The 13,358-nt window shown below is 49.8% G+C and carries 10 protein-coding genes; 2 read left to right on the top strand and 8 right to left on the bottom strand.

Features of this window, described 5'->3' with window-relative positions; all coding sequences use genetic code 11:
- Positions 1-19 precede the first annotated feature (19 nt).
- The 3 genes from MHI43_RS12505 to MHI43_RS12495 form a co-directional block, all read right to left on the bottom strand.
- Entirely contained in the window at positions 20-751 is a 732-nt protein-coding gene (locus tag MHI43_RS12505) for a 3D domain-containing protein (protein ID WP_051425411.1), read from the bottom strand.
- 186 nt (positions 752-937) lie between these two features.
- Complete coding sequence (locus MHI43_RS12500; RefSeq protein WP_036665362.1) at positions 938-1,660, bottom strand: amino acid ABC transporter ATP-binding protein; 723 nt, start codon at positions 1,658-1,660, stop codon at positions 938-940.
- On the bottom strand, positions 1,647-3,089 hold the full coding sequence (locus MHI43_RS12495) for an ABC transporter substrate-binding protein/permease (RefSeq protein ID WP_036665363.1): 1,443 nt from the start codon (positions 3,087-3,089) through the stop codon (positions 1,647-1,649). The genes MHI43_RS12500 and MHI43_RS12495 overlap by 14 nt, the downstream gene beginning before the upstream one ends.
- 578 nt (positions 3,090-3,667) lie before the next feature.
- Here MHI43_RS12495 and MHI43_RS12490 point away from each other — a divergent pair.
- A complete protein-coding gene (locus MHI43_RS12490) occupies positions 3,668-5,416 on the top strand; it encodes an alpha-glycosidase (protein ID WP_015734713.1) in 1,749 nt (582 codons plus the stop codon).
- A gap of 90 nt (positions 5,417-5,506) precedes the next feature.
- Here the strand turns inward: MHI43_RS12490 and glgA are convergent, their stop codons facing one another.
- Positions 5,507-6,940 (bottom strand): glycogen synthase GlgA, encoded by a 1,434-nt coding sequence (gene glgA / locus MHI43_RS12485; RefSeq protein WP_015734712.1) that lies wholly within the window; start codon positions 6,938-6,940, stop codon positions 5,507-5,509.
- On the bottom strand, positions 6,937-8,916 hold the full coding sequence (gene glgB, locus MHI43_RS12480) for a 1,4-alpha-glucan branching protein GlgB (protein WP_036665364.1): 1,980 nt from the start codon (positions 8,914-8,916) through the stop codon (positions 6,937-6,939). The genes glgA and glgB overlap by 4 nt, the downstream gene beginning before the upstream one ends.
- A 223-nt stretch (positions 8,917-9,139) precedes the next feature.
- On the opposite strand from glgB, the gene MHI43_RS12475 reads away from it, so the two are divergent.
- Positions 9,140-10,354 carry a glucose-1-phosphate adenylyltransferase gene (locus MHI43_RS12475; RefSeq protein ID WP_015734710.1) on the top strand — a complete coding sequence of 405 codons (1,215 nt, stop codon included), beginning with the start codon at positions 9,140-9,142 and terminating at the stop codon, positions 10,352-10,354.
- Positions 10,355-10,500: 146 nt separating this feature from the next.
- On the opposite strand, the gene MHI43_RS12470 is transcribed toward MHI43_RS12475, so the two are convergent.
- The 3 genes from MHI43_RS12470 to MHI43_RS12460 all read right to left on the bottom strand — a co-directional run bounded on the left by MHI43_RS12470 (position 10,501) and on the right by MHI43_RS12460 (position 13,355).
- Positions 10,501-11,028 carry a GNAT family N-acetyltransferase gene (locus MHI43_RS12470; protein ID WP_036665365.1) on the bottom strand — a complete coding sequence of 176 codons (528 nt, stop codon included), beginning with the start codon at positions 11,026-11,028 and terminating at the stop codon, positions 10,501-10,503.
- A 177-nt stretch (positions 11,029-11,205) separates the two neighbouring features.
- On the bottom strand, positions 11,206-12,660 hold the full coding sequence (locus tag MHI43_RS12465) for a sensor histidine kinase (protein WP_015734708.1): 1,455 nt from the start codon (positions 12,658-12,660) through the stop codon (positions 11,206-11,208).
- The gene (locus MHI43_RS12460) at positions 12,657-13,355 is read right to left on the bottom strand and encodes a response regulator transcription factor (protein ID WP_009589197.1); all 699 of its coding nucleotides are present in this window, start codon (positions 13,353-13,355) and stop codon (positions 12,657-12,659) included. The genes MHI43_RS12465 and MHI43_RS12460 overlap by 4 nt, the downstream gene beginning before the upstream one ends.
- Positions 13,356-13,358 lie beyond the last annotated feature (3 nt).

The raw sequence follows: 13,358 nt of genomic DNA, 5'->3' as shown, positions 1-13,358 counted from the left end.
ATTCATCATGATATATGAATTAATCGATAATGAACAATTTGATATCCTGGATGCCGAATTGATTTACGGTTGATTGGGAGCCTGGGATGAAGATATCAATCTTATTCCCTTTTATGGCTCCGCCGATATCACGTGCTTCAGCTACAAATGCCTTTTTAGGCAATCCTGGATGCTCATGTCCTGTTACAAGCACCTTGGTACCGAGCGGAATTACCTTGGGATCAACGGCGATGGTGCCAAGCTTAAGGGAATTCCCGAAATAGTCAACCGCGCCCCAACCGCCGTTCTCGCTTGCAGCAGAGGAATATGCTGTAGCTTTAACGGACAAAGTTTTGCTGTAATTAAACGTCTTGCCCCATGCTTCGACTACGTTATTCTGCGGGATAACATTCAAGCTTGGCGTGAAACCGGAGTTTCCTGGAGCGATCGGCGCCGCGGATGCCGCCGAGTTCATCGATACCGTCCCTGGTATGTTGATTTTGAGCCCCTGGTAAATATTCGTTGCCTTTATTGTTGGGTTAGCTTTCATCAGCTTGTCCATATTAACGCCGTACTGTTTGGACAAGAAATAGAACGTATCGCCGTTCTTGGCAACATGCACGGAGCTTGCATGTGCTTGCAGCCCGCCTCCGGCAAAAGTCAGTCCGAGTGCCACGGCTGTAACTGTAAACCATTTTGCTGTTCTTCCAGCGATCTTATTATTTTTGTTAAGTCCACGATTTCTTGTCCAAGATTTCATTTGTCGTATCATCTAGAGATGCCTCCCTTATATGTAGCTTGGTAAATCGGATGTAGTATGTCAACGAACATGAATATATCACAATTTTGTAACCTATACCGCAAGCAATTGTTACCAACACACAAATAAAAACAGCGCCGCTGCCTGAAACACCAGGCTAGGCGCTGTTTTTATTTTGTTACATTCCGGATGAAAAAGTTACAATACCTTGCTCAAAAACTCTTGCGTACGGGGATGGGTCGGATTGCCGAACAGTTGGTCCGGCGTGCCTTCCTCCACGATTTTGCCGCCGTCCATGAACAGGATCCGATCTCCCACTTCGCGGGCGAAGCCCATCTCATGGGTCACGATGACCATCGTCATTCCGCCTTCGGCAAGCTTCTTCATCACTTCCAAAACCTCGCCCACCATCTCGGGATCGAGTGCGGAGGTCGGCTCGTCAAACAGCATGACATGGGGCTGCATGGCGAGTGCTCGCGCAATGGCAATTCTCTGCTTCTGTCCGCCGGACAGCTGGGAAGGATAAGACTCCTTCTTGTCCTGCAGTCCAACCGATTTCAGCAGCTCGTCTGCTGTAGCCTCGGCTTCCTTCGCCGAGACCCCTTTAACTTGGATAGGGGCGAGCGTAATGTTATCGATGACCTTTTTGTGCGGAAACAGGTTAAACTGCTGAAACACCATGCCCATTTTTTCGCGGGTAGCATTGATATTGTGGTTCTTGGCGGTGATCAGCTCACCCTCGAACGAAATTTCGCCGCTGGTCGGCACTTCAAGCAAATTGAGACAGCGTAAAAAGGTACTTTTACCGGAACCGCTCGGTCCGATGACAACCACCACTTCTCCTTTTGCAATCTCGATATTGATGCCTTTCAATATGTCCAGCTTGCCAAACGATTTATGAAGATCCTTAACGGTTATCACTTGCACTCAACTTCCTTTCCCAGACACCCAGAAGCTTCGAAAGAACGAATGTCAGTATAAAGTAGATCATGGCCGCCACAAGCAGCGGATTCAGCGGGGCAAAGGTTGAACCGCGCAAAATCTGGGCTTGGTACATAATATCGAATACCCCGATGAACGATACGATGGACGATTCCTTAATGATGACAACAAACTCATTGCCGATGGCAGGCAGAACGCCCTTTAACGCTTGCGGCAAAATAATGTGGCGCATGGCTTTGCCCTTGGTCATCCCGAGCGAGCGTGCGGCCTCCAGTTGTCCCCGGTCCACGCCCTGAATGCCTGCGCGGAATATTTCGGCCAAATAGGCAGCGCTGTTGATGGAGAGCGTCAAAATACCCGACTGGATCGGTGAGAATTTAATATCAAACGCCGCCAAGCTGTAATGGATAATGAACAGCTGGACCAGCATCGGCGTGCCGCGGATGATTTCAATATATGCGGTAGCCAAGAACTTAAGGATTTTTACGCCGGACATCCGCATTAACGCGATAATCAATCCGAGAATGAATCCGAAAAATACGCCGAGGGCCGAAATAAGCAACGTAAATTGAATGCCTTTGGCATAATAGTCGCGATATTTCCAGAAAAATTCAAAGGTATTCAAATTCTCTGCTGTTCGTCCTGCAGCCAGATCGCTGGCATCGTCGACAAATTTCTGGATCTGGTTATTTTCTTTTAAGCGCTCGAGCGTAGCATTAATGCTGCCAAGCAGCTCTTCGTTTCCTTTGCGGACCCCGATGGCATATGCGTCGTTCTCCGCCGTCGGCTTGGCATCCGTAATGGCCATGGTCGCTTCATTCATGTTGGTCTTTGCGATCGGATACTCCGCAAGGACGACGTCCACGCGCTCGGATTCCAGCTGCAGAAGCAAATCCGGGATTTTATCGAGCGATACTACATTGGCATTCGGTATCGTTTTTGCGATGGACTCCTGAATGGAGCTTTTCTGAACTCCGATCCGGGCTCCTTCCAGGCTTTCAAGCGTGTTGAATTTCAAGGCGTCTTCCTTGCGGACTACGACCGATTGTTCCGCAGCGTAATAAGGCTCCGAAAAATCAATGCTTTTTCGGCGGTCTTCCGTTGGATTCATGCCCGATATGACGAAATCCACGCGGCCGCTCGTCAGCTCTGGCAAGAGCGCATCAAAGGACGTATCCTTGATAATGAGCTCTGCGCCAAGATCCTTGGCGATTTCCTTCGCGATATCGATATCAAATCCGACGATGGTATCCACGCCATCTATCGTTTTATGGAACTCATATGGCGCATAGTCGGCACTGGTCCCGAGAATGACCGTTTTCTTCTCGCCCTCCGCATGGACGAGGCTGCCGAAAGACAGCACGACCACCATGAACAGGGTCATCCACGCTGTAAATTTACGTTTCATATGTCTCGTTTCTCCCCTAACTGTTACAAATAGATTAATTCTTTAGAAAAAAAAGCAACTGAGTCATTATAAAACAGGATGCATGAATATGCAATGAAAATTGATGGGTTTTCAATTTGTAACTTACAGGCAAGATCAGCTTGTAGTATGTCATTCCACTATTTTAATACAACGGTCAAATCATCATACCCTTAAAGTGATCATGTCACACATGATTCAGTTTGTGGATTATAACTAATTATTAAAATAATCAAGCGGGTTTGAATCCATTCAATCCCTATAATAATGGAAATTAATGTTTATATTTCATCCTATCCGCAAGCTTCTCATCTCCCTACATTAAAATGTAAACGCAGGACTTTAGAATTATCCAAAATAGGAATTAAAGATATGGAATATAGGAAGGGAACACTTTAAGGACGGATGCATAATCTATCGGCTGCCTTCCCATCTTATAGAAGCGCATGATTTCGGTCCATCTACATTCCAAGCCGCCTGTCTCATTCACCGCATGATTCAGGCAAGCCAGCAGCTGGTTATTAATTAGCTATAGCTTTACTCATATAGGAGGTGTAACCATGCTGTTAGAAGCGCTGTATCATGTTCCTAGAGATAAATGGGCTTATGCTTACGATACACATACCATTCATCTTCGGATTCGAACCAAGAAGAACGACATTGATTCAGTTGTTGCCATGACGGGCGACAAATATGATTGGGACCGTACGTACTTCGAGATCACCATGGAAAAGGCCGCCTCTGACGACATGTTTGATTACTGGGAATGCGGAGTCAGGCCCAAATACAAAAGGTTGTCATACGGATTCCGGATTCATGCTGGAGATGAAACGGTGTATATGGTCGACAGCGGAATCGGATGGGATTACCCCTATCCGCCGGCAGGCTACTTTGAATTTCCGTACATACATGAAGTCGATGTATTCAAAGTACCGGAATGGGCCAAAGAAGCCGTATTCTACCAAATCATGACGGAACGCTTTGCCAACGGGAACCCGGCCATCAGTCCTGATGGAACCGAAGCCTGGGGCGGCAAGCCGGAGGTGGACAATTTCTTCGGCGGTGACCTGCAGGGCGTGCTGGATCATCTGGATGATCTGGTTGACCTGGGCATTAACGCCATATATTTTACCCCCCTCTTCCTCTCCCCCTCCAATCATAAATACGACACGGTAGATTATAAGCAGGTGGATCCGCACTTTGGCGATAACGATCTGTTGAAAAAGGTAGTGGATACCTGCCACGCAAAAGGCATTCGAGTGATTCTGGATGCGGTATTCAATCACTGCAGCGAGGAGTTCCCGCCCTTTCAGGACGTCCTGAAGCATGGCGAAAAGTCCAAATATGCCGGGTGGTTTCATGTGAACCGGTTTCCTTGCGAGATCAAGGACGGCATACCGACATACGACACCTTCGGCTTCTTCGGAAACATGCCGAAATTCAATACTGCCAATCCCGAAGTCAAGGCGTACTTGCTGGGCGTCGCCGAGTATTGGATTAAGGAGATCAAGCTTGACGGCTGGCGTCTGGATGTCGCGAATGAAATTGACCATCATTTCTGGCGGGATTTCAGGCAGGTTGTCAAGAAGGCCAACCCCGAGGCATACATCGTGGGCGAGGTTTGGTCCGACTCGTTGATCTGGCTGCAAGGCGACCAATTTGATTCCGTGATGAATTACCCTTTTGCCGATAAGGTGCTGGAGTTTTTCAACGGCAACATGGACGGACTCACCTTCGCCAACCGCATCGGCTCGATCCTGATGCGTTATCCGCAGCAGACCAACGAAGTGGTCTTCAACCTGCTTTGCAGCCACGATACGCCCAGGCTGCTTACCCGCGTGGGAGAAGATATCCGGCGCATGAAACTCACCGTCGTATTCCTGTTCACCTTCATGGGCACGCCGTGCATCTTTTACGGGGATGAAATCGGCTTGACCGGGGATGGAGACCCGGATTGCCGCAAATGCATGGAATGGGATCCCAAGAAGCGAAACCAGGAGCTGTATGCATTTTATCAAGGCATGATCGCGCTGCGGAAAGAGCATAAGGCCCTCAGGCAAGGTCGCTTCCGCTTCCTGCAGGCGAATCTTCATGATCCTTGCATCGTGTACGAACGTGCCGACGAAACCATGCATTTTATCGTCTGGATCAACAACAGCGACTGGAAGCGTACCCTATCGCATCCCATCGTCACGACCGATTGGATCGATGCCGAAACCCAAGAGCCTGTAAAGCCGGTAAACGGTACGATGCATATCGATTTGGAACCGTACGCCTATCGCATTTTATGCCGGGAATTGAAACATTAGCTTCGATCATATTCAGACAGCACAGGGGTGCCGGATAGCTTGTTATTCCTTCGCTATCCGGGCACCCCTGTGTCATGAAAGCCATAGTTATTATCGGCTGGTGATCTGTTGATAGATTTCCTGATATTCCTTCGCCGAAACGTTCCAACTGTAATCCCCGCCCAGAGCGTTCTTGCTCACTTTACGCCAGTGCTCGGGCATGCGATATATGGAGGTCGCGCGACGGATGGTGTTCATCATGTCATGCGCATTGTAATCCTTGAAGGAGAAGCCGTTCCCTTCGCCCGTATACTCGTTGTATGCCTGAACCGTATCGTTCAGTCCGCCCGTTTCTCGGACAATGGGTACGCTGCCGTACCGCATGGCGATCAGCTGGCTGATGCCGCACGGTTCGAATTTGGAAGGCATCAGGAACAGGTCGCTGCCGGCATAAAAACGCCGCGATAACGGCTCATTGAACCGGATCTGGGCCGACATTTTGGTGGGATAGCGATTTGCCGCTTCCCTGAACCAATGCTCATAGGAAGGATCTCCCGTTCCTAGGACAACGAACTGAATCTCGTCATAGTAGAGCAGCTCATCCAGAATGCGGATAACCAAATCGAGTCCTTTCGAATCGACCAATCGCGTTACCATCGACATCAACGGAATATGCGGCGCCACGGGAAGATTCAGCTCTTCTTGTAAGGCGATTTTGTTCTGCGTTTTTTTGTTCAGTCCGCTCCGGAACTTCATGGCGAGATGCGGATCTGTCGCCGGATTGTAGCTTTTGGTATCAATGCCGTTCACAATCCCGCTCAATCTCGAGCCCTGGGCCGACAGAAGTCCGTCAAGTCCGTATCCGTAATAACCTGTCTGGATTTCCGTGGCATAGGTTGGGCTGACCGTCGTTACGTGATCTGCGTAAACGATGCCCGCTTTCATGAAATTCACGTTTCCGTAATACTCCACGCCTTCGGCCGTGAAATGCCGGCTGTGAATGCCGAGCAGATCAACCAACACCTCGTACGGGTATACGCCCTGATACAACAGATTATGGATCGTGAACACGGTTCGAATCCCCGCATAGAAGGGATCATGACGATAGACGTCTTCAAGAAGCAGCGGAATCATGGCGGTATGCCAGTCGTGACAGTGAAGCACATCCGGCTGGAATCCGATTACCGGCAGAACCTCAAGCACGGCACGGTTGAAGAAAGAGAAGCGTTCGCCATCGTCCATGTAACCATAAATGCCGTCTCGGCCAAAATAGTACTCGTTATCCACGAAATAGATCGTTACGCCGTCTTCCACCAGGGACTCGATGCCGCAATATTGCTCGCGCCAGCCTACCCGCACCCGGGTTTCTCCCACATGCTCCATTCGCTCTCTGTATTCTTCCGGAATGCCGCGATATTTCGGCAGCACGACTCGAATATCCTCGCCCATGCCGCGAAGGGATTTAGGCAAAGCAGCGATCACATCCGCCAGTCCGCCTGTCTTGATGTATGGTCCGCATTCCGAAGCTGCAAATAACAATTTCAATCCTGCTTCCCCCTTTTGCTCCGTTTCGTTTTTTGTTCTGTTTTCTCTCTTGCCGCTGCCGCCTTCAGCGACGCGTCCGATCGATCTTGCGATTTCCTCGATCGAGGCGGCTTTTTCTTTAAAACAACCATGCCTAATGGAGGCAGCTTGATCTCCAGGCTGTGGGTTTGGTCATGCCAAGTCTTCTTCTCCGCTTTCATCTCACCGTCGTTCAGCAGTCCGGAGCCGCCGTAATCAGCATGATCGGAATTCAAAATTTCCACATATTGCCCCGCTCTCGGCAAACCGACCCGATATTGGTCATATGCCTTTGGCTGAAAATTAATGACGATGATCAGCGTATCGCCGGGCTTGGTGCCCATTCTCATATAGGATACGACACTCTGCTCATGATCATCGGCGCTGAGCCATTCGAAGCCTTCCCATCGGTGATCCTGCTCCCATAGCGCCTTTTCATCCACGTACATGCGGTTTAGAGCTGCCGTATATGCCAACTGCTTGCGGTGGCTTTCATAGTCCAGCAGCAGCCAGTCGAGCTGCTCCTGATCCTTCCATTCGATAAACTGGCCGAACTCTCCCCCCATGAACAGCAGATTCTTCCCGGGCTGGGTGATCTGGTATCCAAGCAAAATCCGCAGTCCCGCAAACTTTTGTTCATAGCTTCCCGGCATTTTATTAAGCAGCGATTTCTTTCCATGGACGACTTCATCGTGTGAAAGCGGCAATGTAAAATTCTCCGAATAGGCATAACAAATGGGAAATGTCAGTAAATTATGATGGGTAGGCCGCTGATCGAACTCTTGTTCAATATAAGACAGCGTGTCGTTCATCCAGCCCATATTCCATTTGTAATTGAAGCCAAGACCCCCTTCATGCACAGGTGCCGTAACCCCCGCCCATGCGCTCGACTCCTCGGCCATCATCAAGGCATTCGGATAATATCGAAACACGGCTTTATTCAATTCCTGGAGAAAGGATATCGCCTCAAGATTTTCCAAGCCTCCGTGCTCGTTAAGGCTGTACTGACCCTCACGCTTCTCAAAATCAAGACGGATCATGCTCGTCACGGCATCAACGCGAAGACCATCAATATGATACATATCCATCCAAAATAAGGCATTGGAGATGAGGAATGAAATTACCTCCGGCTTGGCATAATCGAAAGACAATGTTCCCCAGCCAGGTTTCTCGGCTTTTTGGGGGTCTGCATACTCATAAAGAGGCGCCCCGTCAAACTGCCGAAGCCCGTGGGCATCCTTGGCAAAATGTGCGGGCACCCAGTCGAGCAGCACGGCGATGCCGGCTTGGTGCAGCTGGTCGACGAGGTACATGAAATCATGGGGAGTTCCGTATCTGCTCGTCAGCGCATAAAATCCGGTACCCTGATAGCCCCACGAAAGATCGTAGGGATGCTCCGCCAAGGGCATAAATTCTACGTGGGTATAACTCATTTCCTGCAAATAAGGAATCAGCTGATCGGCCAATTCCCGATATGTAAAGAACGAACCGTCCTCTTTTTGCCGCCAGGTTCCGAAGTGCATTTCATAAATGTTCACCGGCTTGGCATATGGGGATTTGTTCTTCCTTCTCCATGCGGCATCATTCCAGCGATATCCTGAGAGGTCGGTCACCACCGATGCCGTCGCAGGTCGTACTTCGGCATGAAATGCATAAGGATCGGCCTTTAGGAATGTTTCTCCGAAGGGCCCCGTGATCTGATATTTGTAAAAAGTTCCAGTCTCCATCCCAGGGAAAAACCGACTCCAAATTCCCGAATCGGGCATCCTATATAACGGGTCTTGGGAACCATCCCAGCCGTTCCAGTCTCCGGCAAGTCCTACCTGCCTGGCATTCGGAGCCCACACCGTAAAACGCACGCCCTCTTCTCCTTCTTCTGTGGCAAGGTGTGCACCCATACATTGGTAACTGTGAAACCAGGTTCCTTCATGAAATAAATACACTTGTTCCGGAGTCATGTTTCCTTCCCTAACTGCTTGGTTCAATCGTCGTCACCTGCTTTTTCTTAAAAATCCAATATTATTAATGCTATTACCCCATTCTAACCAGGTTGAAAATAAAAAATGTCCCTGAAAAATAATTTTGTAATTTTCAAATTACTTTTTCAATATAATCGTTTCAAACCCCGGGAATGTCGTTTATGTAATGTACAACGTGAAAATACATTGGGAGGGAAACGTGATGAAGAAAAAAGACTGTATTGCTATGCTTCTGGCGGGTGGAGAAGGTAAACGATTGGCTCCCCTTACGTCCAGGCTGGCAAAACCCGCCGTTCCGTTTGGCGGACATTATCGTATAATCGATTTTCCTCTCAGCAATTGTGTAAACTCCGGAATCGATACGGTTGGAGTGCTTACGCAATATGAGGCAGAATCATTACACGAACATATCGGCGAAGGCGAACCCTGGGGATTAACACATACAGGACGTGAAGGCATTGCCCTTCTTCCATCCAACAGCACACACCAAGACGGGTACTTGGGAACGGCAGATGCCATTTATAAAAACATTCAATACATCGATGATCAAAATCCAGAGCATGTGCTCATCTTGTCCGGGGACCACATTTACCAGATGGATTACCGGGAAATGCTTGAAGCCCATATGAAGCAAGGAGCTCCTGCCACGATTTCCGTGATGGAAGTACCATGGGAAGACGCCAGCCGATTTGGCGTCATGAGCGTTGACGATAATCTCAATATCATTGAATTTGCCGAAAAACCGGCAGAACCGCAAAGCAATCTTGCCTCCATGGGCATTTATTTGTTCCGTTGGGACTATCTGAAGCAGCACCTGATCGAAGATGCGTCTGACCCGAACTCCAGCCATGATTTCGGAAAGGATGTCATCCCTAAGATGCTGTCCGGAGAAGAGTCGCTGCTAGCATTCCGCTTCCAGGGCTACTGGCGCGATGTCGGCACCGTAGAAAGCCTTTGGGAAGCCCATATGGATGTGCTTAGCCAAAATGAGCTCGTCCTTGAGAGAGCCGACTGGCCTATGTATACACGCGCTTGGAAAACCAAGCTGTCGGCAGCACGGACCCGAAATGTGGAGCATACGGACTGCCTGATTCATGACCAATGCAGCTTCGAAGGAAAAGCCAAAAGCTCCGTCATCTTCTGCGGATCAGAAATCGGCAAATACTCCATCGTGAAGGATAGCGTGGTCATGCCGAATGCCAAAATCGGCAAAGGCGTCCATATCGAGCACGCCATCATCGGGGAAGGTGCAGTGATCAAGGACGGAGCCGTTGTGAAAGGGGCTCCCGGCAATGTCGTGGTCGTAGGACCGTACGAGACGGTGCTTCCGAAACCAACGGTTCGTACCCAGCCGGCCCGGCTCCTTCAGGATGTATACGAAAAAGGACGCTTGCGTGCAAATGTCTCTTCATCCTGAACGAATGTCATGAACAGAATAGAGCTCTGAGAATTTCTTCAGGCGTATTACACAAAAAGCGATCCGTAACGGATCGCTTTTTCTCATGTATCGTGCCCTGCTGACTTTGTCTAAGCGCATGCGACGGAGGTTTTGAAACTTTAAGATCAAGAAACAAAAGTCTTTTCATATAAATTCACGATGCGACCGCCCATATCCTGCTCGGCCACGAATTGAAATCCCTGACGCTGGTAAAATCGATTCAGCGTTGGCAAATGGGATACGCAATCCAATCGGAAGCCCCGTTTCCCTTTGGAAACCAAATACGATTCCGCAAAGGAAATCATTTTGTTCCCAAGCTCCAGCCCCCGATAAGCGAATCGTACGGTCAGCCGATGCAAGTAACCGTAGGACGGATCGTCCCGCTTCCCCCAATAGTCAGGGTCCCCGTACTGCAGCGTAAACATGCCGGCCGCCTTGTCTTCATGCCACAGGATGAATACTTCACGCTCTGCCAGGTACTGTTCCATTAGCTCCAGGGAAAAAAGCGAGGGGCTCCACTGCTTGCGCCCTTGCCGCTCCATCACCTCGGCCGCCTCCGTTAGAAGCGCCAGCATCTCTCCTGCGTGCACGGCTTCTGCCCGTCGTAGTTCAAACCGCCCCTGCTCCGTTGAAAACATTGCTGCGGATTCCACTCCTGTACTCCCCCTTTATAACATAGCCACACAAAGTGGAGCCTGTACTCCGAGGCATATACCATATACTTTGTGGGGACAAAACTTATCTATGCGAATACAGTATTGCTTACGATTTCCCGTATACTTATAAATTCTGTATTATTGAGAAAAGCTTTGCCGGATTACCGGCAAAGCTTAGGCCATCGGCCCGGCTGCGTCATCCTCACCGTTCTCCAACCCGCCGGCCATCGGTATTTTCCCCTCAGGCAGCGGCAGCTTGACGATCACGGCTGTTCCGTGCCCGAGCTCGCTTTCCATTTCCATCGTGCCCCCGTGAAGCTCAACGAGCTGCTGCGTGATCGCTAATCCCAGTCCCGTTCCCCCGTTAAGTGGATTCACCTGGAAGAACCGATCCTTTACCCGCCGAAGATGCTCGTCCGAGATGCCGATCCCGTGATCTTGTACGGTAACGATAACAAACTTCTCTTCCATCGCGAAGGACAGGTTGATTACCCCGTTCTCATGCGAGAATTTAACCGCGTTGTCCACGATATTCAGGAATACCTGCTTCAAGCGGTTGACATCCCCATAGATAATCGGCTTCTCGTCGGACTCCAGTTTGATCTGAACGCCCTTCTTCTCGGCTTTCGTCCACAGATTGAGCATGATCTCTTGCAGCAGCTCCCGTAAATTCACGATGCCCTTCACCAGCTTCATCTCATTCTGCTGGAGCTTGGAGAAATCCAGAAGCTCTTCGACAAGGCCGATCAACCGGTCGGTTTCCTTGGAGATGATCTGCATTCCGATTTTCGTTTCTTCCGGATCGTAGCCGCCGGAGTCAAGCGTTTCGCTCCAGCCCTTGATGCTTGTGAGCGGCGTTCGCAGCTCATGCGAGATCGAAGAGATAAAGTCATCCTTCACCTGATTGCTTCGCACAATCTCCTGCGCCATGTAGTTCAAGGTCGACGAAAGCTCGCCAAGCTCGTATTTGTAGTCGCCCTTGATCCGCACGTTGAACTTGCCTTTGGCCATCTGAGCGGACACCGTGGTAATGTTGTTGAGCGGCTTTACGATGGAATTGGCCAGCCCAATGCTGAAAGCAAGCACGATCGCCAGAACGGCCGCCCCGATGCTGACGGCAAACAGCGTCATTTTCATCAGCTTGTCGTTTACGTATTCCAGCGAAGTCACGTAACGGAGAATATACGTATTTTCAAAACCGTTCGAAACGGACTGGGACACCGCCATCACGATCTGGCCCGTGCCTTGCTGTTTGCCGATCCAACGGCTCGTATTGCCTGCAAGCGCTTGGGTTACATCGCTGGTCTTGATGGTCTGCTCTATTTCGAAGCCGGTCGAAGTTGAGAGTACTTGCCCAGCCGGGTTCAAAATTTGAAGCTCCGTATTATACAGTTCAAAATGGCGAACCATTTCGCTCAGCTGATTGACGTTGTCCGACGAGGTCAGTCGAAAGGGCTGATAGAAATCGTTGGCGGTACGGATATGGTTCACCATATGGTTGTACACCGTATCGTAATAATACGATCGTAAAGCGATTAGAAAAATAACCTCAATCAGCAGCAAGGCGATGAACACTACCAGGAAGTAGTGCAGCACGATTTGCCGCCGAATGCCTTTTTTGATGATCATTGTCCCTGACCCTTCCATTTATAGCCGTGTCCCCATACCGTCTGGAGGTATTCCGGCTCGGAAGGATTGCCTTCGATTTTTTGGCGAAGTCTCCGAATGTTCACGTCCACGATTTTGGGATCGCCCATATATTCTTTGCCCCATACGTGATCAAGCAGCACATCACGGCTAAGCGGCGTGTTTTCTTTTTCCAGGAAGAACTGGACCAGCGAGAACTCCGTAGGCGTCAGCTCCACCGGCTGCCCGTTCTTCTTGAATTGCTTGGAAATCAGATCCAGCGTGAACGGACCCGATTGGAAGGATACCTTGGCGGCACCCGCACGCTGAACGTTCACCCTGCGCAGAAGGGATTGCAGCCGGGCGATCAGTTCCGTCGGGCTGAACGGTTTGCTTACGTGGTCATCCGCTCCGACGGATAGGGCATACACTTTGTCCTGCTCCTGAACTTTTGCCGTCAGGAAAATAATGCCGATCCGCTCGTTCGTTTCCCGGATTCTGCGGCATACTTCAAAGCCGTCGATTCCCGGAACCATGACGTCGAGCAAGGCGATATCGATGTCTGGCGTCGTTTGCAGCAAGCGAAGGGCCTCATTGCCGTTCTCGGTCTCCAGCACCTCAAAGCCGTTCCGTTTCAGATTAATAACGATAAAACTGCGAATGGATTCTTCATCTTCTAATATGAGCACTTTACTCAAGGT

The organism is Paenibacillus sp. FSL H8-0457 (assembly GCF_038051935.1).
Classification (GTDB): Bacteria; Bacillota; Bacilli; order Paenibacillales; family Paenibacillaceae; genus Paenibacillus_AQ; species Paenibacillus_AQ lautus_A.
Note: the sequence above shows the minus strand (reverse complement) of the source record. Positions and strands in the feature narration are given on the sequence as shown.